This window comes from Ornithinibacillus californiensis (assembly GCF_001038485.1).
Taxonomy (GTDB): Bacteria; Bacillota; Bacilli; order Bacillales; family Amphibacillaceae; genus Ornithinibacillus; species Ornithinibacillus californiensis.
Genome location: NZ_LDUE01000007.1, coordinates 21777 through 45972, shown reverse-complemented (window position 1 = coordinate 45972; position 24196 = coordinate 21777). Strand labels below are relative to the sequence as shown.

Here is a 24196-nt window from a genome sequence, read left to right as displayed (position 1 = left end):
TTTAATCATAGAGAGGAACGATGAGTCCATATCAGCTCCGGAAATATACGTAGACTCCTGCGGGAGGAAAGGCATCGGTGAGACCCCGCAGTGCGTTAGCACGAGGAGGCTCACCAGCCGCCCGCGGAAAGCGAAGTATATTTCCGGAGCGGGGTATATGCACTGACCATCGTTCCTAAGTTCATTCCCTAGTAGATTATTAAAGTTTCGCTTTAGCAAGTTGTTCAAAATAATAAAGAGACTCTGGATTACTTAACGAGCCTTTGTTTGCTACTTTTTCAATCGGTTGCCCCATCAGTATCTTTTTCACCGGTATCTCCAGTTTTTTACCATTTAAAGTTTTCGGTAATTCCTGAACCGGAATGATTTCTGTTGGTACATGTCTTGGTGAACATTGTGTTCTTATCTGCTGTTTGACTGCACGAATGATGTCTTCGTTTAGCTCCTGACCCTCATTCATAATTACAAACAGTGGAACAAAGGAATCTCCATTTTCTAAAGGGATATCCACTATTAAACTATCAGCAATTTCTTTAACTTGATCCACAGCACGATAGATTTCACTTGTTCCGATCCGAATTCCACCACGGTTAATTGTCGCATCCGATCGGCCGTAAATCACACAGGTACCTCGCTCCGTAATTTTAATATAATCACCGTGACGCCATATCCCTGGATACATATCGAAGTAACTATCATGCATTCGACTGCCATCTTCATCATTCCAAAAGTAAATTGGCATAGCAGGGAACGGCTTCGTTAGAACTAATTCTCCTACCTCATCCATCACAGGTTCGCTGTGCTCATTAAAGCTTTCAATCTTTGCACCAAGTCCTCTACATTGAAGTTCACCTGCATAGACAGGCAGTATTGGTACTCCTAGGATGAATGCGGTGCATACATCTGTGCCACCACTAATAGAAGCAATGGATAGGTCTGCCTTCACATGGTCATAGCACCATCTAAAACCCTCGGGAGGTAGTGGAGACCCTGTTGAGCTAATGGATTTCAAATGACTTAGATCAAATTCCTTTCCAGGAGAAAAGTCATCCTTCATACACGCTGTAATATAGCTTGCTGATGTACCGAAAATGGTCATCTTAGTCTCTTCAACAAACTTCCATAGCATCTTTTTATCAGGATATGCAGGATTGCCATCATACAAGATGATGGTACTTCCCGTAAGTAATCCGCTGACTAAATAATTCCACATCATCCAACCTGTTGTAGTAAACCAAAAGAAACGATCATCCTCATGTAAATCCGTGTGGAAGGTTAATGCTTTCAGGTGTTCTAATAGAATTCCACCTTGGCTATGGACAATTGGCTTCGGTTTACCCGTTGTTCCTGATGAGAAAAGAATCCATAAGGGGTCATTAAAATCAACACGTTCATAAGTTAGTTCCTGATTCTTATTGATTACTGCATCTTCCCATAGATGTACAGCCTTTATGCCAGTAAATTCTTCATCTGGATTTAGATAGGGAATTGCAATGGTAGCTTCTAGCGTTGTTAACTCTGCTTGGATTTCCTTTACTACTTCCATTCGGTCAAATTCTTTTCCACCGTATCGATATCCGTCCACCGTTATCATGACCTTAGGTTCAATCTGCTTAAACCGGTCTATTACGCTTTGTTTTCCGAAATCAGGGGAAGCGCTAGACCATATTGCACCAAGACTAGCTGTAGCAAATAGAGCTACTAACGATTCGTAAATATTGGGGATATAGGCAACTACTCGGTCGCCTTTTTGGACACCGAGGTCTTTTAAGGTTTGTTGAAGTGCAGCCGTATCTTGATAAAGCTTTTCCCAAGTAACCTCATTATTCTTTGTCCGAACTTCAGATGTATGGATAATTGCTGTTTTATCCTTTTTATAATTCTTGAAAATATGCTCTGTGTAATTGACTTTTGTCCCTTCAAACCACCTAGCGCCAGGCATTTGATACGAGGAGAGCACGTTATGATAATCCCCAGTGGATTGAATCTCGAAGTATTCCCAAATCGATTCCCAAAATGCTTCCACATCATCAACAGACCATTCCCAAAGTGAGGAATAGTCTTCTAAAGATAATCCTTTATTATCTTTTAACCATTGCATATATGTACTAATATTTGCCTGTTCGATTCGGTCATTATCTGGCGTCCAAAGTAGTTCGCCTTCTTGAATTTGTTTCATGTAATTCCTCCCCCGCTATTCATACCTAATTTTATTATATGAAAACGGTTTCTATGTGTAAAGAATGGACAGACATTAGTAGAACAAAGAAAAACCCATTACGTAATAATGGGTGTGTAAGTCTACTTCTCTGCTAGTTTATCTGCAAATGCCTTCATATAAGGCGGTAAGTCTGGCGGACGGCGGCTGGAGATGATGTGTCCATCAGTGATAACAGGTTCATCATACCAAGTTGCACCTGCGTTTGTCATATCATCCTTGATACCAGGCGTACTCGTTACTTTTTTACCTTGAAGGATATTAGCTGAAATCAGTACCCATCCAGCATGACAAATCTGTCCAATCGGCTTTTTCGCCTCATCCATCTCTTTTACGAATTGTAAAACTTCAGCGTATCGTCTAAGTTTATCAGGTGCCCAACCCCCAGGTACTAAGATTGCATCATAGTCGTCGGAATTTATATCACCAAAAGCATAATCCGATTCCGCTGGGACACCATATTTTCCTTTATATTGTTTCTTCGCTTCATTTCCTACTAGGTGAACGGTCGCACCTTCTTCTTGTAAACGTAGGATAGGATACCATAATTCTAAATCCTCAAAATCATGTTCAACAAGTGCGATAACTTTCTTATTTTTTAACCGCATCTACTCACCTCCGTCTATAAGTTTAACAGAAAAATGAATGTAATATGTAATAGAAGACCACAGATTTGGGTCTGTGGTCTTTAAACTGGGCGTTCTCCAAATTTTATAAATGTATTTTCATCCTCTACAAGTCCACAGGAACCACACTGGATCCGATACTTAGGACCATTGTATTGCGTATGGAATGGCTCGATATCGCTATTTGAATAATCATTTAAAATATCGCCTGTTTGTGGATCGAGTTTAACCGGTTTTGCAACTTGCTCAATAATATTAAAGCGTGAACGATTGGTTTTGCAATTTGGACATCTGTATTTATGTGCCATGTTACACACCTCCATCGTTAGTATGAAACCATCACAAGATTTTATACTAGGAGACAAACTAGAAAAGGCGCTTTAGCTTAGAGAATAGTGTTGATTTATTATCTTCGTCTTTAGAGGGGGAGGATGGCTCTTTTTCGGTTTCCTCTTCCATAAAGATGTTTTCCTTATCAATAGCATAGTCATACGTTAAAACGGCACCAATATCCGTATCAACCTCTGTATTGGATACTACCGTATACGGGATATTGTACTTATTTGCTAGGTCCTTTTCTGCCTTTAAGTACTTCGACGCAATTTCCCCGTTAAATAATAGTTTTGCATCTTTGTTGTTTTTCATATTTTCCTCTAAGGCGAGGAGGCCTTTATCTGTCATTACCTGGCCGATCTTTAAGGCTATTACGATGCGTTCACGTAATGTGCCAAGAAAATAATCTCGTTCCTGTTGCTTCGGTAATCGCGTACCATATATTCCTTCTGTAAGATAATCTTCTACATTTTTCTTGCTCATTTTGGATACCTCACTTTCTTCTAATTTTAAGGAGTTTAGCTATTTATTGCAAAAATTAAAGAGGAATATGACTTTATATGAAGAACTATTCTAGAGAGGGGGATTACTATGTACGATATTCTGATAGGAATAATAGTTATTGCTGTTATCTTATATCTGGTTCTCGCAATTTATTTTAATAAAATACTTTTTAAATACATTTTAAAGCCTGGAACGATGGCATTAATTATATGGCTCGCAATCTATAGTTCAGCGTTAGATACTGTTTTTAGTCGTTGGATTATTTTGGGTCTTCTATTATCCCTTTTGGGTGATATCTTTCTAATGCTATCCGATAAGTGGTTTCTACATGGGTTAGTTAGTTTCTTATTAGCTCATATCGTATATATTATTGCTTTTACAATTTCCTATTCGTTTTCATTATCTGGGGAAACATTCGTAATCATGTTGGGAATTATACTGATTGCAGTTAGCTTCTTTCGTATGCTTTATCGAGATGTTAAGCGTGATGGAGGAGGGCCATTACTTGTTGCGGTAGCTGTCTACATTGCAGTGATATCAACCATGTTATGTTTAGCAATTCTATCTGGAAGAGAAATTCTTATCATTGCTGCAGTGTTATTCTTTATATCAGATGCAGTATTAGCCATCAATAAATTTAGAGGATCCTTCAAAATTGCGGAGTATATAGTGATGAGTACTTATTTTACTGCCCAACTTCTATTTGCAATTAGTATATAGGTGACCTAATATAGGCCACCTACGGATTACTTTTGCTTCACACGTTTATCAGCAGCTTTACTTCTTGCTTGTGCTTCTAAGTCATCGTGATCGGCAAGTTCTTCTGAATACTCTACATCAATACCATCAGATAATTGATTCTTCGGAGTTTGCGCTAGAAAGTTTTTTCCAGTTGCACGATTATGGTCACCTCGGCCCATAACTTTCACCTCTTTCTGGAGTATTCAATGATTAGTATGGACGAAGAAAGAAAATAAAAACGAGTAATCATTAGGAAATTCTTCCTTCTGATTACTCGTTTTTTATTATTTCTCTATAAAAGGTTCTCTTATATCAATTGGCTTCAATATTTCTTCTTCTACTTTAAATGGAACGATACCTGTTTCATTACCATAACGATACTGAGAAGGATCAACTGGTGTCCATTCTTCGTTAGGTGTGTAGAATCGTAATAAATCACCATTTAGTAATTTATCGGAAAGCTCTAGTTCACGCAGAACCTCTTCCTTCATCTTCAGCATATCCTCAGTAGGTTTGATTTCTTCGCCTGTTTCATTGTCATAGAAAGTACCAGAGACAACACTGTATTCTGGGGTAATGAAATCACCATTACGGAATGGAACAAATTCCTTGTGGTTATCAGAGAATAAATCTGTACCGAATAGGATATAATCTTGAGCATCGATGCCGACTAGGTGTAGTAAAGTTGGCATGATATCAATCAAGCCACCATACTTGTGCACAGTTCCTTTACCATCAACCCCAGGAACCTTAACCATTACTGGTACGCGTTGTAACTGAGCATTCTTAAATGGTGTGATTTCTTCACCAATAATTTCGCCCATCGCACGATTATGATTTTTAGAGATACCATAGTGGTCACCGTATAGTAAGATTACGGAATCATCATAAAGACCAGCTTCTTTTAAATCAGTAAAAAATTGCTCTAATGCTTCGTCAAGATAACGTGCTGTTTGGAAATACGTATCAACTGATTTGTCTCCAGTTTCAGCTGGTGCAATGGTTGCTTCTTCCTCACTAATAATATAAGGATGGTGGTGCGTTAGTGTCATCATGTGAGCATAAAATGGCTCATCTAATGATTCTAGCATCGGCATAGACTGTTCAAAGAATGGCTTATCCTTAAGACCATAGTTGATAATATTATCTTCACTCATGTCATAGTAACTAGCATCAAAATACACATCAATACCAAATTGCTTATAAATCTCATCTCTATTCCAGAATGATTTATAATCACCGTGGAAATTAGCAGAAGTATAGCCTTGTTGTTGATTAATAATTGCTGGTAATGATTGATACGTGTTTGTACCTCTTGTTACAAATGCTGACCCTTGAGGTAAACCATACACAGAGTTATCTGTAATAAGCTCTGCATCTGCAGTCTTACCTTGCTCCGTTTGATGGAAGATATTATCAAAGTACGTGAAATCTTGTTCTGGGTCATTCACTAAAGAGTTAAGGAAAGGTGTAACTTCTTCCCCATGCAACTCATAGTTAATTAAAAATGTTTGGAAAGATTCTAAGTGAATCTTAATAATGTTTTTACCCTCTGCCACACCAAACAATTCTGGGTTTGGTTCAGCGTATTTATTCTTCGTATAGTTCTCAACTTCTGTAATATCATCACTATCAGCTAGTACACGCTGAGAAGATGTTTTTACGTTTTGTATTGCATCGTATACTGCAAAGTTATAAATTCCCAAATACTTCACAATATAATTACGATCAAATGTCCTTTTTAGTAGATCTGGTCGGTCAGCTTCCGCTAAACCTAAATTCAATGAAAATGCTATTAAGCCAACAATGAAAACTAATATAGGCTTTCTACGTTGAATTCTTGTCGTGCTCCAATCCTTTTTAAACCAAATAAATAGTCCAATAAGAATTAACACATCAAGACCATAGAAAATGTCTGTCCATTGTACTAGACTAGCAATACTCCCACCTAAACTCCCAAAGTTATCCGTTTGGGATAAAGTAGGAAGCGTAATGTAGTCATTATTAAATCGATAGAACACAACGTTTGCGTATATTAGAAAACTCATTAAAGCGTCAATGATAATAATCCATAAACCAACACGCTTCCCCTTAGCAAATAATGCTATTCCTAGGAATAGTAGTGCGGAACTTAGTGGATTAAAGAAAAGTAAAAATTCTTGTGTACCATTTTTTATATCAAGATTGAATTCAGTTACGTATATTAGATACGATTTTAACCAGAGTAAAATTACAGCTACAAAAAAGAAGGACATTTTTGATGTTAAGATTTTTTTCATCGTATTCACCCCGTCTTTTTTATTCAAAAGAGATTCTTTCTATAGGAAAGTCATCAAGGATTGATTTTAACGCAAAATAATCTATGAATCAAGTTAATTACCAGAATTTACTATTGGGAAAGTTTGGTGATGAGCTTGTATGTACTATAGGGCAAGGCATAATTGATTGTATTCAATTAAATAGAATCTATGATAGAATAATATTTGCTTGTCGCTTATAGAAAGGAAATCTAATACTATGGAGCATACTCAAAAAAGATTGCTGAAAGAATATTTATTAGTTGCTTTAGGGGCTACATTAGTAGCATTATCTTATAATGTATTTTTATTACCGTCTAAGCTTGCCGCTGGTGGGATTTCAGGGATCAGTACAGTTTTATTTGAACAATTTGGCTATAGTCCTGCTATGACGCAGTTTATTATTAATATCCCGATATTTGTTATTGGTTGGCTTGTTTTGGGGAAGGACTTTGGTGGGAAAACACTCTTGGGAACTTTCTGGGTGCCAATGATGATCGGTCTAACCTCTAATACGCCTATTACAGTTACCGATCCTTTTCTAGGAGCACTGTATGGTGGTATTGTTTTAGGAATTGGACTAGGCATCGTTTATATAGGAAAAGGTTCGACCGGAGGAACAGCATCTATTGCTCAAATATTGAAGAAGTTTACTGGGAAATCTAGTGGCTATACGCAATTGGTCGTAGATGGCGTAGTAGTCATATCTTCCTTATTTGTATTTAATTTAGAGCTTACTCTTTTTGCACTTTTGGCAATTTATATTTGCAGTAAAACGATTGATTTCGTTCAACTCCGCACTTCTACATCAAAATTGATTGTGATTATTACCGAAGATGAAGAGAAAGTTCAAGAGCTTATTCGGACTGGAATTGATCGGGGCTTAACGAAAGTTCGATCGGTTGGTGGGTATTCCAATAGTGATAAAACATTAATTTTATGCGTTGCTGAACAACCGGAAGCTGTTAAGTTAAAAGGGATGCTTCAACAAGAGATCCCAACTGCCTTTGTCATCTTCTTAAATGCATCAGAAATTTTAGGACGAGGCTTCTCGTTAGATAAATATTATGGTCAAAAACTATAAAAAGGTGAGGTGGGGTCAGTCCCTCCTCGCCTTTTGTGCAGAGATGTCTAGCTCCGGGCGCCTGCGACTAGCGAGACTTCCCTCACCTCCGTACGATAAGTCAACATCGACTCCCTCCGGTCGTCGTGTTTCCTTTATCTCCTACGGCTCAGTCCAGTCCGTACGTCGCAAAGCGGGCGCCCTGCGCATTTCTAATTAGTTTCGGTCACCGCCTAATATATCAAACAATCCACCTGCAATACTTCCTTCTCCTTTGGACCCACCTTTTTGAGGTGCAGCTGCAAATATTCTACTTGCAAGTCTGGAGAATGGGAGGGACTGAATCCATACCGTTCCTGGCCCTCGAAGTGTAGCAAAGAATAACCCTTCTCCACCGAACAATGCGGTTTTAATCCCACCGACATATTCAATGTTGTAGTCTACATTACCGGTCATTGCCACAAGACATCCTGTATCCACACGAATGGACTCTCCAGCTTGTAATTCTCTCTTGTGTATGGTACCACCTGCATGAACAAAGGCCATGCCGTCACCTTCTAGCTTTTGCATAATAAAGCCTTCACCACCAAAGAAACCAGCGCCGACTTTACGTTGAAATTCGATACCAACCGATACACCTTTTGCTGCAGCTAAGAAAGAATCCTTTTGACAGATTAGTTTTCCATTCAACTCGCTTAAGTCCATTGGAATGATTTTTCCTGGATATGGAGAGGCAAAGGATACATGCTTTTTACCAGTTCCTTCATTCGTAAAAGCTGTCATAAATAAACTTTCACCTGTTAGTACCCGTTTTCCTGCACCAAGTAATTTGCCCATTAGTCCACCTTGGTTATTACTTGATCCATCGCCGAAGATGGTATCCATTCGAATATGCTCATCCATCATCATCAAGCTACCAGCTTCTGCTATCACAGATTCCTGTGGATCCAGTTCTACCTCCACAAATTGCATATCGTCCCCGTACAGTTTGTAATCAATTTCGTGATTATTCATTATTACCAACCCCTCGAATATGTATTTAGTTAGTATTACGTGAAAGCGAAAAATAAAGATTCAATTATTTTAAAAAGAGTGCTCAAACGCTTTGAGCACTCTTATAGGGTGTAACTTAATGTGGCATAGTTCCTTGGGCAGGTGAAAAACCGTTTATATAATGTTGCATATCTTCTTGTTTTAACTGTGGTACTTGGTAATATTTGTGTTTGTTTTGATAAAGGAACACTTCATATGCCATTTCAATCACGTTCGGAATGCTATCCGAAAAAACTCTTCTTAAGACAGGGTTCGTTGTTTCTAATGCTGCCATCGTGAATGCTGAAGCGTTTGATTTAAGCACGCCGGCGATAAACCCAGTCACACATTGGTCATTAATTTCATTAAGTGATTGGGCAGGCTTTTTAGGTTGTGATGGCGTCATTCCGTATAACACATCGTTATCGCTGGCCATATTATACGTTTGTGTCTTAACAGTAGGCTCATTTCCAGTCTTTAGTGTTTCAACGATCGTGTTGTACAGTTGTGTTAAAAACGTTTTATGTTGATGCATCATCGTTTTTAGTTGTGGATCTTGGACGTATTGCTCATAAATCATATATTGTTCCAATCCACCCACTAGGCCACCTATTGCTTCATGTGCATCCAATAGCTCATGTCCACCGTGACTAATTTGAGCAGGCATTTGTGAACTACCCGTAAGATTTTGGTTTTGGTTTTGCATTTGGTTATTCATGTTCAACTTGTATAACCTCCTTAAGAAGAATCAAGCTTATTATTTTCTGTTGCAACTGAAATATCCTAGCCATATATTAGATAAAATGCGTTTCATTAACAGTTTGATTATAGAAAAGAGAGGAATAATAATATAACCTTTCTAGGCAGATACCTTATAGAAATTGAGATCTAATATAGCTGTATATTTAATGAATTTATACGGATTTAGTGCTACGATGTTAGGTAGAAATAACGGGAAGGGGAACGTCAAATGCTTGGAAGATTACCAATTCAACTAACAGACCGTATCCATTTAATTGATGGGTTTGATATGGGGATACCGTCCAGAACAGGTACATATGTCATTGATGAGGAAGAACTGACACTTGTAGAAACTGGACCAAGCCCTTCAATAAAATATATAAAAAAAGGCCTTGAAACATTAGGTCATACATTAAGTCAGGTAAAGTACATAATCGTTACACATATACATTTAGATCACGCAGGTGGAGCGGGGGTTCTTTTGAAGCTTTGTCCGAATGCAAAGGTTATTGTTCATCCTCGTGGAAAAAGGCATCTGATGGACCCGGTAAGGCTAACTGGTGGAGCTAGAGCTATCTATGGAGAGAGCTTCTCAGACTTTTTTGACCCAGTTGAATCGGTTCCAGAGGAAAAGTTAATCGAAAAAGGTGAGGGCGATACCCTTACAATTGGTCCAAACTGTACACTCCAATTTTTAGATACACCAGGACATGCGAAACATCATTTCAGTGTATATGATCCTATTAGTAATGGGCTGTTTACAGGGGATACTGCTGGTGTTCGATATGATCAGTTGGATCCATTAGGGATTGATTTGTTTCTGCCATCGACGTCACCAAATCATTTTGATCTTACTGCTATGCACGAATCCATTGATCGGATGCTTCGTATGAATCTGGACTTTATCTATTTTGGCCATTTCGGGTCTACATTAAAAACTACGGCAGCTCTCCAACAAGTATCCGAATGGTTAGATATTTTTGTGGGTGAAGGGGAGCAGGTCTTTGCAGAAGGTAAAGGCTATGATGTCCTGGCAATGCGTATGCTAAATCGTGTAAGAGATCATTTAAGGCAGCTAGAGGTTCCGGATGACCATCCTGTTTATATATTGATTAATTTGGATATGCAGGTTAGTGCGCTGGGGATTATTGATTATTTTAAGAAGTTGAAGCAATAGCAGGAAGAAGGTAGCCTAGAGATTGGCTACCTTCTTTTAACTTATAAATTGTCTATGTGTAAAGATTCCTCTATTTTTAAGGGTTAATAATATCTTTTGATATGCATCTTCTACATTCGAGGCTGTGATTATTTCTTTTTCTCCTAGGAAATTATTAGATGAGTGTATATATCTTGGGTCGTAATATCCTTCTAATAGAAGTCTTGTTGCTTCATGGTAATTTTGTTGTTTTAGAAATTCCTCGACTTCTTTTGCGATGGGGGTGTGGATCCGTTTTTTTATGATCTTGAATGCCTCGTCAAACTTGCTAGGGTCATTCCATGGTTGATAATCATCTAATATATTCCGCACACGTTCTTCCATTGGTATTTGAATAATAAGCTGCAACCCTGTTTCCTTCTTCTTATAGATGAAGTCTGGAATGATAACTCTACCAATTCGTTTACTTTCCCCCTCTACAAAAACGTAAGGTTCTTTTTCAAATTTCAAGGTTTTTTCTACTAATAATGAGTCAAATCGTTTTTGGTTACTTGGAATTAGTCCGATATGGCCAAAAATAGAGCCTCGATGTCCAGCCATTTTTTCAAAGTCCATGACGGGGAAGTCGTTCTCAGCTAATTTTTTTAGAATAGCTGTCTTTCCAGTACCTGTAAAACCGTTTAAAACAATAAATTCTGGTTTAAAGGATTCTTTTTTAAGCACATCTATAACGAAATTTCGATAGGTGCGAATTCCACCACTCAAACGATTTGCTTCTATTCCCATTAAATTAACAACTGCTGCGGCCGTTTTGCTTCTCATCCCACCTCGCCAGCAAAAGACGGTGATCGGTGTATTTATCTGTTTAAATTCACGGATATATGTCGGTAGTTTTTTAGAGAAAATCTCTAATCCACGATCCTTAGCTGCTTCCGGTCCAACTTGTTTATAAATAGTCCCAACCTCTGCTCGCTCATCATCCGTAAATATAGGAATATTTATACTACCGGGAATAGTCCCTTCATGGAATTCCTTTGGTGAACGAACATCCACTAATGTATGGTTTTGTTGATTTCGTTTTTCTAATAACTCAGGTAAAGAAATATCTTGAAACATAGCTACACCTTCTAATCTTAAAGAACAGTAATTTTTCCTTTGTTTTCTTCTGTAACTTCACCAATCATGTTGGCTTCTACACCTTTTGCTTGTAATTCAGCTAGTAGTTGGTTAGCTTCTTCATCACTTACAGAGATTAGCAGGCCACCAGAGGTCACTGCATCACATAAGATATGTCTGTCAATAGAGTCCATTTCCTCTGGAAAGACAACCACATCTTCAACGTGCTTATAGTTATTTTTCGTACCACCAGGCATGGAACCAGATTCGGCTAGTTCACGCACTCGTGGTAGAACTGGGACTTGATCATTGTAAATTGTAATGCCAACTTGACTACCAATAGCCATTTCAGAACTATGGCCGAGTAAACCAAATCCAGTTACATCGGTAGTGGCATGGACATTGAAGTTCTCCATCACTTCTGCAGCGGTTTCATTTAACGTTGTCATCACAGATGTTACTCGTTTAACTTCCTCGTCTGATAACAAGCCGTTTTTCAGTGAAGTCGTCATGATTCCTACACCAATTGGTTTGGTAAGAATTAATTTATCACCTGGTTTTGCACCAGCATTTGTTCTCACTTTATCAGGATGGACAATACCTGTGACTGCTAACCCGAATTTTGGCTCTTTGTCATCAATCGAGTGCCCACCAACGAGCGTTACATTGGCTTCTTTTAATTTGTCTCCGGCACCCCGTAAAATTTCAGATAAGATATTTTTGTCTAAGGTTGCTATTGGAAATGCAACAATATTAAGTGCGGTTAACGGTTTTCCGCCCATTGCGTAAACATCACTAATCGCATTTGCTGCTGCCACTTGGCCAAAATCATATGGATTATCAACAATAGGAGTGAAGAAATCCAACGTTTGTACCATAGCAATATCATCTGTTAATTTGTAAACGCCAGCATCATCACTAGTATCCAGTCCTACTAACAGATTTGGATCCATGGTAGGTGTTGGAAGGTTTTTCAATACTTGCGATAAATCGGCTGGGCCAATTTTACACCCACATCCTCCTTTAGAAGATAAAGCAGTAAGTTTCACTTGGTTATCCATTTTACCAATCCTTTCTCTTAAGGTCAGTTACCTTATAATTGTATGTCTAATACAATTGGGCAGTGGTCACTGCCGAGAACCGTTGTATGAGCTTGGGAGTCAATTAAGGAATCCTTTAATCGCTCAGAAACGATAAAATAGTCAATTCTCCACCCAATATTACGCTCTCGTACGGTCTTCATGTAGCTCCACCACGTGTAAATCCCCTCTTTATCGGGGTGAAAGTAACGGAGGGTATCGATAAATCCAACTTCCAGAAAACGTGTCATTTTTCCACGTTCTTCTTCCGTAAACCCTGAGTTGCCATAATTCGTTTTATAATTTCTAATATCAATTTCATGGTGGGCCACATTGAGGTCACCACATAACACAACAGGTTTTATTTCATCGTGAGCAAGGATATGTTCATACAGAGCATCCTCCCATTCCAAACGCACATCTAGTCTAGCTAAATCACGTTGGGAATTAGGGGTATAAACATTAATAAGATAAAAATCCTCAAATTCCATCGTAATGATACGTCCCTCAGGCTGAGATTCTTCTTCACCAAGTCCGTACGATACTGAAATTGGTTTTTCTTTTGTAAAAACGGCAGTCCCTGAGTAACCTTTGCGTTCGGCATAGTTCCAATATTGATGATAGCCATCCAAATCTAATTCTATTTGACCTTGTTGGAGTTTTGTTTCTTGTACACAAAAAATATCTGCATCTATTTCGTTAAAATAATCTAAAAATCCTTTTCGGACACAGGCGCGTAGCCCGTTTACATTCCATGATACTAGCTTCATTGTTTACCCTCTTTATTGTTTTTTCTCGTATTAATCATATCACCTTCTAGTGTTTCTTTCATGATAGGTGACTTTGCGGAAATAAGTGCTAGAGTTTGCTCCTAGCCGAATCCGCGTGCCGAATACACTCCGCTTTCCTGCGGGTGACCGGTGAGCCAGGCTGCTACTTGAATAGGCTCCTTCGCTGCCTTGCACCGAGGAAGCCTGCTTCGTAGCGATACTAGTAGACGCAGGTGCATCGTGGGGTCTCACCCTGGCCACTTCTCCCGCGGGAGTCTCCGTGTATTCGGCCCGCTCAGTATATAATTAACCTTTTTTTCCTATACTTATTTGAGAAAAACCAAAACTATGTTGACACGAGTGGTGTATTAATCATATAATACACTACAGATGGTGTATTAAGTGCTTAGTACATATTTTTTTGTGGGTGGTGTATTAGGTGGTTAATACAGTGGTTCGAAATGAATCATTAAGAAAACTGGGAGTTGTGACTATGAATATAAAGTTTAACAATCGTGACCCTGTCTATGTTCAAGTGATACAGCATTTTAAAGAACAGATTGCAACGGGACTATTTGAACCTGGTCAGGAAATTCCGTCTCGACGTGAATTAGCGAACCAATTGAAAATTAATCCAAATACAGCACAAAGGGCCTATAAGGAAATGGAGGAACAAGGGTTGATATTTACCGAGAGAAATTTACCGAGTCGTATTACAAGGGATGAAGCTGTCATTAAGACTGTACGTGAGGAATTGATTCTAGAAGCCGTGAACACGTTTATCGCTTCTGTTCAATCTATCAATGTTCCATTAGATGAAGCACTGGATTTAGTGAAGGATAATTTTGATAAAGCAAAGGATGGACAGGAGGGTGACGCATGATTGAAGTGAAAGATATAACGAAAAAGTTTGGAAGAAAAAAAGTGTTAAATGGTGTTTCCTTTACAGCAAATAAGGGTGAAATTACTTGTCTTATCGGAATAAATGGTGTGGGGAAAACAACTGTATTAAATGCGATTATGAATCTCACTCCGATTAATAGCGGTGAAATTTTAATTGATGGTAACAAGATAAACAAAGATAGCTATGAAAAAATTACGTTTATACCTGATGCGATTACTATGCTACCAAGCATGAAAATTTCCGATGCAATGACGTTCATGGCTGATTTTTATAATGCTTGGAATCAAACGCGTGCGGACGAATTATTGTCATTCTTTAAGCTAGATGCAAATGAGCGCATTTCATCGTTATCCAAGGGAAATACAGCAAAGGTGAACATGTTACTTGGATTGGCATTAGATGTCGATTACCTACTTATGGATGAGCCATTTTCTGGTATTGATATTTTCAGTAGAGAGCAAATAGCGGAAGTGTTTACAAGCCATTTAGTAGAAGACCGGGGAGTAATCATTACCACGCATGAAATAAATGATATTGAACATCTAATTGATAAAGCAGTCCTCTTAAATGATGGTGTAGTATTACGAGAATTTAATGCTGAAGAGGTACGGGAAACAGAGGGTAAATCAATAATTGATGTAATGAGAGAGGTGTACCATGCATGATGAGTTATCTAAAATTGACCAACTTTGAGTTGAGTCGTTTTTTCAAAATGTATTTGGTGTTGATTGGGATTACATTGGTAATGCAAACATTAAGTGTTGTATGGACAGCCAATAATTATCTGGGAGAAATCAATGAGCAACTATCTTCTGGAAGCACAGTTGAAGAGGCTATAAATGGTTGGGGATTGTTTTCTTTTGACTTTATTACAAGGGGGTTTTGGTTCTCTGCACCTATTCTACTCTGTATTGCCTCCCTATTAATTTATGTGTTTTTCATCTGGTATAGAGATTGGTTAGGCAAAAACACGTTTGCCTATCGCCTATTTATGCTACCAACGGCTAGACTAAACGTTTTTCTAGCAAAAGCAACAGCAATATTTTTGATGGTACTAGGACTAATCTCCATTCAACTTGTATTCTTAACAATTGAAAATGAGTTAATGAAAATGATTGTTCCAAACACATTTAGAGAGGATCTAACAATAAATGAAATAATCAACGGTTTTGACTATTTACGAGTTTTATATCCTGTTTCGTTTATTCAGTTTTTCATTAACTATGGAATCGGATTTATGGCAGTAATTGTAGTTTTCACAGGGATATTATTCGAAAGAAGCTTTCGTTGGAAAGGAATTATCTTAGGTGTGTTGTTTTCTGGGATTGCCTTAATCGTGTTTTTCTTACCAATTCTATTACACGAGACAATTCTGAATCACTTTTTCTATCCAACAGAGTTATTTATCTTAATGTTAATTTCTGGATTAATCGTCATTGCTGGGTCCATTTGGATGAGTAATTACTTACTGAATAAGAAGATAAGGGTGTGATGTAATGCTAGTAAAACGATTTTGGAAGCTTATTACGTTAACAATTGTAATTATCGTTGTGTTAATTGCCTACTTTATCCAAACATCTTTAGTAGTAGCAAATCAATTTCCTGAGTTAGAACTGAAAACAATAAGTGGTGATGAATCAGTTATTAAAAATATTCAAATCAGTGGAGATTATTATGATCAGAGTAATTACTCCAGTGCTGTAATGGTTACGGATGAAGGTTCAACTTATCGAGAAAAGCTATCCTATTTCGAGTATTTGGAAGCTACTTTTCCGCCAAATGAAGTAGCAAGTTTTAAAGATGAATATCGTAATTTTATGAGAAATAAATGGATGAGTCCTTCATCCTACTTTGATAATGAGGAATATCTTGCTTATGTAGGCGTAGATGTCGCAACAGAGAGATTCAACACAATTTACCATCACGACTATTTCTTCGAGGTAGATGTTTTAAATAAGACTACAAATAAATCTAATGCTTTTAAAATCAAGGTGCCAGGTCAGGCAGATTATAGTGATGTCCAAGTAATGGATGTTCAATTAGTTAATGGGGAACTAAAAGTAGTGACAGATATTGGCTACTATCATAACGAACAACATGTATATGAATTAATGGTTTATACCATTGATCTTTCAACAAATAAGATAACAGGAGATGATACTCTTCTTGCGGTGGAAAACAACGAAGAGGGGGACTGGGATGGTTGGACGGATATTAGTTTATTAAATGACTATCGTGATATATCTGAACAAAAATACCTTTTACTACAAAAGAGTGAGAACAAAAAGCCGGAATCAGTTTCTCAAGAATCTCATAACGAAGATGGTGTTGTAGAAGCGGGATGGGGAGTTACTGATAGAGCTTTCTTCTTATACAATTTAGAAACGGAAGAATTCAATCCAATCAATTTAAGTGATATACACAGAAATGAATTGCTATCTACAGATGATGTTACTGGACATATGAATGATTCGCATGCCTATATTACCTATGTAATAGAGGGGAAACTGAAGGTACTAGACATACGCTTAGATGACTTTTCTGTGGGATCGGATATTGTTTTTAACTGGGATGAATTAGATATCAGCGATGCAACACAAGTGAAAATGAATGAAGATAAGATTTACGTAATGGAACGCTTCAAAAATTATAAGGATCCGGCAAAGGTTATTGTTGGTGACATGGCAACCGGTGACTTGTTATATGAGGGCGAGATTGTGATGAAAGATGTTGATGATGAAACCGAAAACTATGAATTGCAATTCTACAATATGGTCATCAACTAAGCATTGGAGGAGAAATTTTGATAAAGATAAATAAATTAAGCCATCATTTCGAATTAGGTAAAAAGGGACAAAAAACGATCGTACCTGTTTTAAAGGATATCTCCATGCAAGTTAACAAAGGTGAAATTGTCTCTGTAGTTGGTAAAAGTGGTTCTGGAAAATCTACATTATTAAATTTAATTAGTGGGTTTATCCGACCAATAGAGGGAGAAATTTGGATTGATAGTGTGCGAGTGACCGAGCTATCAGAAGCTAGATTTGCTGATTTTCGATTACATCATATCGGGTTCATCTTCCAAAGCTTTCAATTGATACCAAGTATGACAGCCTATCAAAATATTGAACTTCCTCTAATTTTAAAAGGAGAAAGTGAAACAAAACGAAAACAACAAGTGGAGAGATTGTTAGAAAAAGTTGGATTAGTAGATTTTAAGGATCACTACCCAAGTGAGTTATCGGGTGGTCAGCAACAACGGGTCAGTATTGCAAGAGCATTAGTGCTGGAGCCAGCACTAATCCTTGCAGATGAACCAACAGGCAGCTTAGATAGTGAAACAGAAGCGGAAATACTAGACATCATTCGGGGGCTGAATCAGGAATTAGGAATCACTTTCCTTATCATTACACATGATGAAGAGGTTGCCCGTATTGGAGATAGAACAATCACTATTAAGGATGGAAGCTTAGTGGAAGGTGGTATCGTAGTATGAGGTTAACGGACAAGTTTCGCTTTATTAGGCAAAACATCAAGAAAAACAGGGTTCGCACCTTTATGACGATACTAGCGACCGCTATGGGTTGCGCGTTTCTAATCGTATTGGCATCGATTGGCTATGGTTTACAACAAAGTATTGTACAGGAAACGCTGGAAGATCAAGTTGTTACCAAAATAGATGTCTATGCAAAAGAAGTGGATGGAAATTATAATTCCTTAAACATAGATGATGTCCTTGTTTTGGAAAAAGTTGAACATGTAAAAGCTGTAACTAGAAAAATTCAATTAAGACAATTGCCAACCTATTTTTTAGAAGGTTACAAAGCGGAGACTACGGCAGTTTCTACACATTTTCCTTCTGAAATAGCATCTGGCTTAAAGATTTCTGAAGGACGATTACCCGAGAAAGCAAACGAAGTTGTAGTTGGGTATCATTTTACTAATTATTTGCACACTGAAACGGAAGAAAATGTCTATGATGAAGATACTGGAGAAATAAAGGATGAATTTCGTTATTCCGATAATATAATTGGTGAAACAATTACAATGACAGTCGCAAAGAATCAAGAGGGTGATATTTTTGAAGAAATACCTTTAACTGTTGTTGGTATTTTAGAAGAGCCAACAAGGGAGTGGCTGATTAACACGGATGTGTATATCTCACAGGAAGTATTTGAGCAAGTAGAAGCATTTACGGGTACTCCAGGTGGAGAAATTGGTTTGGATCCTGAGGTGATAGATACCGTTCACCTCGAGTCGTATGATAGTGTACATGTCTATGCTGATAACCTTGAAGCAGTACAAGGTATTGTTGATTATTTAGAAGCAGAAAATTATGCAACCTATTCCATTGTGAGTGAAATGGAACAAGTTAATATGCTATTCACTATTGCGAAAGCGGGATTAATTCTTGTTGGGACAATTGCTTTAATCATTGCTTCCATTGGGATATATAATACAATGACGATGGCGGTAACAGAAAGGGCTCCTGATATTGGAATAATGAAGGCGATTGGAGCAAGTCCGAAAACAATAAAGCAAATCTTCCTACTAGAAAGTAGCTATATCGGAATTATTGGTGCTCTTATTGGTACAATTGTCGCTTATGCTACTAGTGTAGTGGTGAATTTTGGTTTACCATTAATTTTAGAATCAGTCTTTCAGGAAGAAATGCCAGAAGGATTACAATTCTCGGCTATTCCTTGGAGTCTTGTGCTTATTGCGGTAGCTATTTGTTTAGTAGTCACAATTATATCTGGTATGCGACCGGCAAGAAGAGCAACGCAAATTGATGTGTTAAAAGCAATGCGTAGAGAAATATAAATAAAAATGTGGTTGGAAAATTATCTAACCACATTTATATATATTTTATGTAATTTATCCTCTAATAAATCCATATGTACGATACGTGCTTCACGAATGTATTCTTTTCCTTCTACAAATAAAAGTAGTACTGGTACGGTAAATACAGAGAACTTTCCAGCAACTGCTTCTACTTCTAAGGCATTAATAGACCCTAGCTTTATTTCAGGGAAGCTTGTCATCAATTCTTCTACCTGTGGTAATAGGCCGTGACATACGCTGCAGTTAGGTTGGGATATATATAAGAAAGCTAATGTATTTGTACTAATAAAATCATCAATTGCATCGATGGTTGTTAGGTCGGTAAAGTTTCGCATAGTAATCCTCCTAGTATTACTATATCCAATGATTAAGCAGTTATCCATTATTTGGAATAGATATGAAATACCCCGAGTCATTAAAGGAATCACTTCAGACTCGGGGGTCTATCATTTCTTAACCGGTGTAGTTGTTAGCAATGACCGTTACTGATAGGTGCAACAACCGGTGTTACTGGATCTAGGCACTGAATTGCGCAATAGCAATGCAGGTCGACTGTAATACAGATTCCAGTTTCTACAAAATTTCCAGTCGTATTGGCTGGAATGAAACAATCTCCGTTAGTTGATGGTGTATTGAATAATGGAGTATGTGATCCATTTGCTGTTTCGAACAGTAGTAATTCTAGTTCTACACAACAGCCTTTTTTGAATTTCTTAGCTTTGAATACTGGTGTCTCAACACAATCAAATACACCATTACCATTTGCGGCTGCAGCTGCAGGTGTACCACCATTTCTAGCTACTGCTGTTGCGAAGAACAAGTCACAATCACCTTTACAATATAGAAGGAACGGGATTGTTGTCGGACCATTGCCATTAGCAGTTGTTGGTGAAAGTAATTGCTCGATAGAATTCTCACACCCTGTCGTACAACAATCATCTTGTGCAGCAGCTACCTCATTTTGAGCGCGGACAATTTTACGAACAACATCACATACGCACTCTCCTGATTGTTTACCATGTGAACAACAACTCATGCTCATATCTCTCCTTTTCATATAAATTGTTTATACACTATAATCTATGTTGGAGTAGATATCATGGTTGTTTACTAGTCTATTTCTAGTAAAAAATGAGTAAGGTATCCCAATTAAATAGGAAATTGTGTTGTTTCACCACGTCAAAGGCCAACACTGATAAGGCTTTAGACGAATAGATATATTTATAACTCTACTCATGGAGGGTAATAGATTATAGCCCTTGACCCATGAAATTAGGAACCAGTGCATCTTTGCTGGTTCTTTTTTAGTTGATAGAAGTAGGGAGGATTTTTCTAGCACGTACGTAAGTAATGGGGACTTGTAAATAGATAAATATACGACTATATAAGACATGTATTACGAAAACGTAACATCCATTAAATAACCATTACAGGTTCGTGTTTTTAACATGCTTGTAATTTTTTTCTACTAAAATATAGGAGGGTGATGGTCAGCGACTGGAGGGACAATATGAGAATACTAGTATGCTTGAATTTAATACTATTACTTTTTCTACATAGTTCATCAATAGAGAAAGTCCAAGCTGAAGAAGGTGAGACGCCTAATATAAATAGTGGTGCAGCTATTGTAATAGAAACAAATACAGGCACGGTGCTCTTTGAGGAAAACGCTACGGATAAGCTCTTTCCAGCAAGTCTTACTAAAATTGCTACCGCGATTTACGCACTGGAGAATGGAAATCTCACTGATGATGTAACTGTAAGTGAAAATGCCTATCGAACAATAGGATCATCTGTCTTTTTGGAAGTTGGGGAAGAAGTCTCACTGAGACAGTTGATTGAAGGGCTACTAGTTAACTCTGGAAATGATGCAGCAATAGCAATTGCCGAGCATTTAAGTGGAGATGTTGAGCAATTTTCTGAAGACGTGAATCACTATTTGGAAACGGTTATTGGTGTGGAAAATACGCATTTTACCAATCCACATGGTTTGTTTGATTCGAATCATTATACTACTGCTGAAGACCTCGCCATGATTACACAATATGCATTAGAAAATGAAGCGTTTCAAAAAGTATTTGGTTTAACAGAAATAGAATGGAATGGAGAAAACTGGGATACAACACTCTACACCCATCATAAATTACTACGGGAAATGCCGTATCCTGGGATTACAGGTGGTAAAACAGGCTATATCGAGGAAGCGGGCTATACGCTTGCAACAACAGCAAATAGAGAAGACCTAGGGTTAATAGTTATAACGTTACAAGCAAATCAACAGTCAGAATCCTATCAAGATACAATTGCTTTATTAGATTATGGCTTTGAGAATTTTATTCGGAAAGGTCATAATGTAATTGTAAGTAATGATAGCAAAAAAACAGAATTCAGGAAACTTCCAAATTCATTAAAACTAGACTGGAAAGAAAAGCAATACATTGCCCTTAAAGCAAAAGGAGAAAAGGTAGAACCAGCTCATGTGCAAAAAGTGGGTACAAGTTTTGAAAGCATCCCAGCTTCAGATTACGAAGGTGTCATCATGATCAGTTCACTCGTTTTCTTGTTGGTTGTGTTACGACTTCAAAGGCCTCATTAATGTTGATGGTTGTTATCCAAAGAAATGATTGGGACATCTCTTAAAAGGAAAAACAATATGGCTATAATGAAAATATATATAAAGGGATATTTTCTCACAGAGAAAAATACTTTTACATGTTGACTTTTAATGGAATCCTCTGTTTTAGAGGCTGTTATAAGGAATAACATAATAGTAAAAAAAGCTAATAACTTAATGATGGAATCTGGGTTGGACATGGGAATCATTTCTCCAAGCATGGCACCCATCATTCCTCCCATGAGACCAGAAACACTACCATCTATGACGGAGACGATGCCAAATGGTATCCCAACTAAGAAGCCAAGGGTGAGACCGATTAGTATGGAGATAATGGTCGAGGTGAAAAGATCTCCGTTTAAAAGGAAGCCAATTACTGTACCAAAGAAAATACCAGAAAGCATACCAACTGTCATTGCCACAACCATTCCGTGCATAGTAGTTAAGTGTATCCGGTAGGTGATGTTTAGAAGCATAACACCAAGGATTGGTAAGGCACATATGATTAGTAGAAGGGCTAACATCATTGACATCAAATCAACTCCATTCATTAGTGGTTGTCCTTTTTAAATGTATTCTTTCGCCTTTATGAATATGTTACTAATCCCAATGGTGAAGTGAATGAGGGATTTTTTTTCTTGGTACTATTAAAACCAAGCCTAATTATGCTATTTTAGTTGTATGAATATATTTACCTTCTAGATAGAAAGGACGTCTAAATTGAAAAAGACAAAAGTAGGTATCATCTTTGGTGGAAAATCTGCAGAGCATGAGGTTTCACTACAGTCTGCTAAAAATATTGTTGATGCAATAGATAAAGAGAAATATGATGTCGTGTTAATTGGTATTGATAAGGAAGGGAAATGGCATTTAAATGATGCTTCCTCCTACTTACTAAATGCAGAAAATCCGAAGTTAATTGCGTTAAATAAGTCAGATGATAATGTTGCTGTAGTACCTGGTTCCGATAGTAATCAGTTAATCCATGCCGACCATTCCGGTAGCTTAGAACAGCTGGATGTTATATTCCCAATCGTTCATGGGACATTAGGGGAAGATGGAAGCCTACAGGGCATGCTACGCATGGCTAATCTTCCTTTTGTGGGCCCGAGTGTCTTAGGATCATCTATTTGTATGGATAAAGATATTGCAAAGAGGCTATTACAAGCAGCAGGAATAAATGTTGCAAAGGGCATAACGGTGAAGCGACCAAATAAGGATAATATTAACTATGAGGAAGTTAGACAAACACTTGGAACACCGATGTTTGTAAAACCGGCAAATCAAGGTTCTTCTGTTGGTGTAAGTAAGGTGAAAAACGAAGAAGAATTTATTGCTGCTATTGAATCTGCTTTCCAATACGACCATAAAGTAGTTATTGAAGAAAATATTGTTGGGAGAGAAGTTGAATGTGCAGTGCTTGGAAATGATGCACCAATGGCATCCATTCCAGGTGAGATTTTGCCGAATACCGATTTTTATTCCTATGAGTCAAAATATATTGATGAAAAAGGCGCAGATTTAGCTATACCTGCAGAGCTTACAGAAGAACAAGTGAAGCGGGTTCAGTCTGCAGCTATCGAGGCATTTAAGACACTGGAATGTGAAGGGTTAGCTCGAGTGGATTTTTTCTTAACAGAAAATGATGAGTTATATGTAAACGAAGTAAATACTTTACCTGGCTTTACTAAAATCAGTATGTATCCGAAGCTTTGGGAAATTAGTGGAATCCCATATTCTGAATTAATTAGCCGTTTAATTGATTTAGCGATCGAGCGTCATCAACATGATGCAGAGTTAAAGAATACGGTTTGGGAATAAGATGAGATTGTACCAAGGTAATCAGAAATATAAAGGAAAGTGCATATGACCCGCCCCGGAAATATACTGCGCTTTCCGCGGGCGGCTTGTGAGCCAGGCTACTACTTGAATAGGCTTCCTTGCTGCCTTGCACCGAGGAAGCCTTCTTCGTAGCGTTACTCGTAGACGCAGGTGCATCTTTGCGGGGTCTCACCGATGTCTTTCCTCCCGCAGGAGTCTCCGTATATTTCCGGGGCTTATGTAGTTAATTGTTCTTTTAAATATATGGTTCATGTTATCTCACAGTCTCTATTAATTTGAGTATACGTATAATGGCTTTGTTATAAAATGGAAATG

At 37.8% G+C, this 24196-nt stretch carries 25 protein-coding genes; 11 read left to right on the top strand and 14 right to left on the bottom strand.

Translation table 11 applies throughout. The features are described from left to right. Positions 1-199: 199 nt before the first annotated feature. From TE34_RS01510 to TE34_RS01495, 4 genes are all read right to left on the bottom strand, one after another. A complete protein-coding gene (locus TE34_RS01510) occupies positions 200-2179 on the bottom strand; it encodes an acetoacetate--CoA ligase (RefSeq protein WP_047983063.1) in 1980 nt (659 codons plus the stop codon). Between the two features lie 122 nt (positions 2180-2301). Further along, complete coding sequence (locus tag TE34_RS01505) at positions 2302-2826, bottom strand: type 1 glutamine amidotransferase domain-containing protein (protein ID WP_047983062.1); 525 nt, start codon at positions 2824-2826, stop codon at positions 2302-2304. 80 nt (positions 2827-2906) lie between these two features. Continuing rightward, positions 2907-3152 carry a hypothetical protein gene (locus TE34_RS01500; RefSeq protein WP_047983061.1) on the bottom strand — a complete coding sequence of 82 codons (246 nt, stop codon included), beginning with the start codon at positions 3150-3152 and terminating at the stop codon, positions 2907-2909. A gap of 58 nt (positions 3153-3210) precedes the next feature. Next, the gene (locus tag TE34_RS01495) at positions 3211-3660 is read right to left on the bottom strand and encodes a YueI family protein (protein ID WP_047983060.1); all 450 of its coding nucleotides are present in this window, start codon (positions 3658-3660) and stop codon (positions 3211-3213) included. A gap of 108 nt (positions 3661-3768) precedes the next feature. On the opposite strand from TE34_RS01495, the gene TE34_RS01490 reads away from it, so the two are divergent. Continuing rightward, positions 3769-4401, top strand: coding sequence for a lysoplasmalogenase (locus TE34_RS01490; RefSeq protein WP_047983059.1), 633 nt, complete (start codon positions 3769-3771; stop codon positions 4399-4401). 26 nt (positions 4402-4427) lie between these two features. Here the strand turns inward: TE34_RS01490 and TE34_RS20385 are convergent, their stop codons facing one another. Both TE34_RS20385 and TE34_RS01485 read right to left on the bottom strand, forming a co-directional pair. Continuing rightward, positions 4428-4601: a YfhD family protein gene (locus TE34_RS20385; protein ID WP_064971720.1), complete on the bottom strand. Its 174-nt coding sequence runs from the start codon at positions 4599-4601 to the stop codon at positions 4428-4430. A 105-nt stretch (positions 4602-4706) separates the two neighbouring features. After that, positions 4707-6701 (bottom strand): LTA synthase family protein, encoded by a 1995-nt coding sequence (locus TE34_RS01485; protein ID WP_047983058.1) that lies wholly within the window; start codon positions 6699-6701, stop codon positions 4707-4709. Positions 6702-6939: 238 nt separating this feature from the next. Between TE34_RS01485 and TE34_RS01480 the strand changes: the two genes are divergently transcribed. Beyond that, entirely contained in the window at positions 6940-7803 is an 864-nt protein-coding gene (locus tag TE34_RS01480; protein ID WP_047983057.1) for a YitT family protein, read from the top strand. A 195-nt stretch (positions 7804-7998) separates the two neighbouring features. Here TE34_RS01480 and TE34_RS01475 read toward each other — a convergent pair whose 3' ends face one another. Together TE34_RS01475 and TE34_RS01470 are read right to left on the bottom strand one after the other, a co-directional pair. Then, positions 7999-8796 (bottom strand): TIGR00266 family protein, encoded by a 798-nt coding sequence (locus TE34_RS01475; RefSeq protein WP_047983056.1) that lies wholly within the window; start codon positions 8794-8796, stop codon positions 7999-8001. A 115-nt stretch (positions 8797-8911) separates the two neighbouring features. Next, complete coding sequence (locus TE34_RS01470) at positions 8912-9532, bottom strand: spore coat protein (protein ID WP_053074935.1); 621 nt, start codon at positions 9530-9532, stop codon at positions 8912-8914. 252 nt (positions 9533-9784) lie between these two features. On the opposite strand from TE34_RS01470, the gene TE34_RS01465 reads away from it, so the two are divergent. Beyond that, complete coding sequence (locus TE34_RS01465; RefSeq protein WP_047983055.1) at positions 9785-10732, top strand: MBL fold metallo-hydrolase; 948 nt, start codon at positions 9785-9787, stop codon at positions 10730-10732. Positions 10733-10768: 36 nt separating this feature from the next. Here the strand turns inward: TE34_RS01465 and mnmH are convergent, their stop codons facing one another. Genes mnmH through TE34_RS01450 form a run of 3 tightly spaced genes read right to left on the bottom strand, consistent with a single transcriptional unit; the run spans position 10769 to position 13676 of the window. After that, the gene (mnmH, locus tag TE34_RS01460) at positions 10769-11827 is read right to left on the bottom strand and encodes a tRNA 2-selenouridine(34) synthase MnmH (protein WP_047983054.1); all 1059 of its coding nucleotides are present in this window, start codon (positions 11825-11827) and stop codon (positions 10769-10771) included. Between the two features lie 17 nt (positions 11828-11844). After that, positions 11845-12888: a selenide, water dikinase SelD gene (gene selD / locus TE34_RS01455; RefSeq protein ID WP_047983053.1), complete on the bottom strand. Its 1044-nt coding sequence runs from the start codon at positions 12886-12888 to the stop codon at positions 11845-11847. Positions 12889-12920: 32 nt separating this feature from the next. Next, complete coding sequence (locus TE34_RS01450; protein WP_047983052.1) at positions 12921-13676, bottom strand: exodeoxyribonuclease III; 756 nt, start codon at positions 13674-13676, stop codon at positions 12921-12923. A 493-nt stretch (positions 13677-14169) separates the two neighbouring features. Between TE34_RS01450 and TE34_RS01445 the strand changes: the two genes are divergently transcribed. The 6 genes from TE34_RS01445 to TE34_RS01420 are packed head-to-tail and all read left to right on the top strand — an operon-like array spanning position 14170 to position 19404. After that, on the top strand, positions 14170-14559 hold the full coding sequence (locus tag TE34_RS01445; protein WP_047983083.1) for a GntR family transcriptional regulator: 390 nt from the start codon (positions 14170-14172) through the stop codon (positions 14557-14559). After that, positions 14556-15245: an ABC transporter ATP-binding protein gene (locus tag TE34_RS01440; protein ID WP_047983051.1), complete on the top strand. Its 690-nt coding sequence runs from the start codon at positions 14556-14558 to the stop codon at positions 15243-15245. Before TE34_RS01445 ends, TE34_RS01440 begins: the two co-directional genes overlap by 4 nt. Next, positions 15242-16072, top strand: a complete 831-nt coding sequence (locus TE34_RS01435; protein ID WP_047983050.1) for a hypothetical protein — start codon at positions 15242-15244, stop codon at positions 16070-16072. The genes TE34_RS01440 and TE34_RS01435 overlap by 4 nt, the downstream gene beginning before the upstream one ends. 4 nt (positions 16073-16076) lie before the next feature. After that, the gene (locus TE34_RS01430; RefSeq protein ID WP_047983049.1) at positions 16077-17366 is read left to right on the top strand and encodes a hypothetical protein; all 1290 of its coding nucleotides are present in this window, start codon (positions 16077-16079) and stop codon (positions 17364-17366) included. A gap of 17 nt (positions 17367-17383) precedes the next feature. Next, on the top strand, positions 17384-18076 hold the full coding sequence (locus TE34_RS01425; RefSeq protein ID WP_047983048.1) for an ABC transporter ATP-binding protein: 693 nt from the start codon (positions 17384-17386) through the stop codon (positions 18074-18076). Then, positions 18073-19404, top strand: coding sequence for an ABC transporter permease (locus TE34_RS01420; protein WP_047983047.1), 1332 nt, complete (start codon positions 18073-18075; stop codon positions 19402-19404). The genes TE34_RS01425 and TE34_RS01420 overlap by 4 nt, the downstream gene beginning before the upstream one ends. Before the next feature lie 20 nt (positions 19405-19424). On the opposite strand, the gene TE34_RS01415 is transcribed toward TE34_RS01420, so the two are convergent. Beyond that, positions 19425-19760, bottom strand: coding sequence for a thioredoxin family protein (locus tag TE34_RS01415; RefSeq protein WP_047983046.1), 336 nt, complete (start codon positions 19758-19760; stop codon positions 19425-19427). Between the two features lie 134 nt (positions 19761-19894). Next, positions 19895-20461: a CotY/CotZ family spore coat protein gene (locus TE34_RS01410; protein ID WP_047983045.1), complete on the bottom strand. Its 567-nt coding sequence runs from the start codon at positions 20459-20461 to the stop codon at positions 19895-19897. 474 nt (positions 20462-20935) lie between these two features. Between TE34_RS01410 and TE34_RS01405 the strand changes: the two genes are divergently transcribed. Further along, a complete protein-coding gene (locus tag TE34_RS01405) occupies positions 20936-22021 on the top strand; it encodes a D-alanyl-D-alanine carboxypeptidase family protein (protein ID WP_053074933.1) in 1086 nt (361 codons plus the stop codon). On the opposite strand, the gene TE34_RS01400 is transcribed toward TE34_RS01405, so the two are convergent. Next, complete coding sequence (locus TE34_RS01400) at positions 22018-22572, bottom strand: hypothetical protein (protein WP_053074932.1); 555 nt, start codon at positions 22570-22572, stop codon at positions 22018-22020. The two genes, TE34_RS01405 and TE34_RS01400, sit on opposite strands and share 4 nt — an antisense overlap. Positions 22573-22759: 187 nt before the next feature. On the opposite strand from TE34_RS01400, the gene ddlA reads away from it, so the two are divergent. Continuing rightward, positions 22760-23860: a D-alanine--D-alanine ligase gene (ddlA, locus tag TE34_RS01395; protein WP_047983044.1), complete on the top strand. Its 1101-nt coding sequence runs from the start codon at positions 22760-22762 to the stop codon at positions 23858-23860. Positions 23861-24196 lie beyond the last annotated feature (336 nt).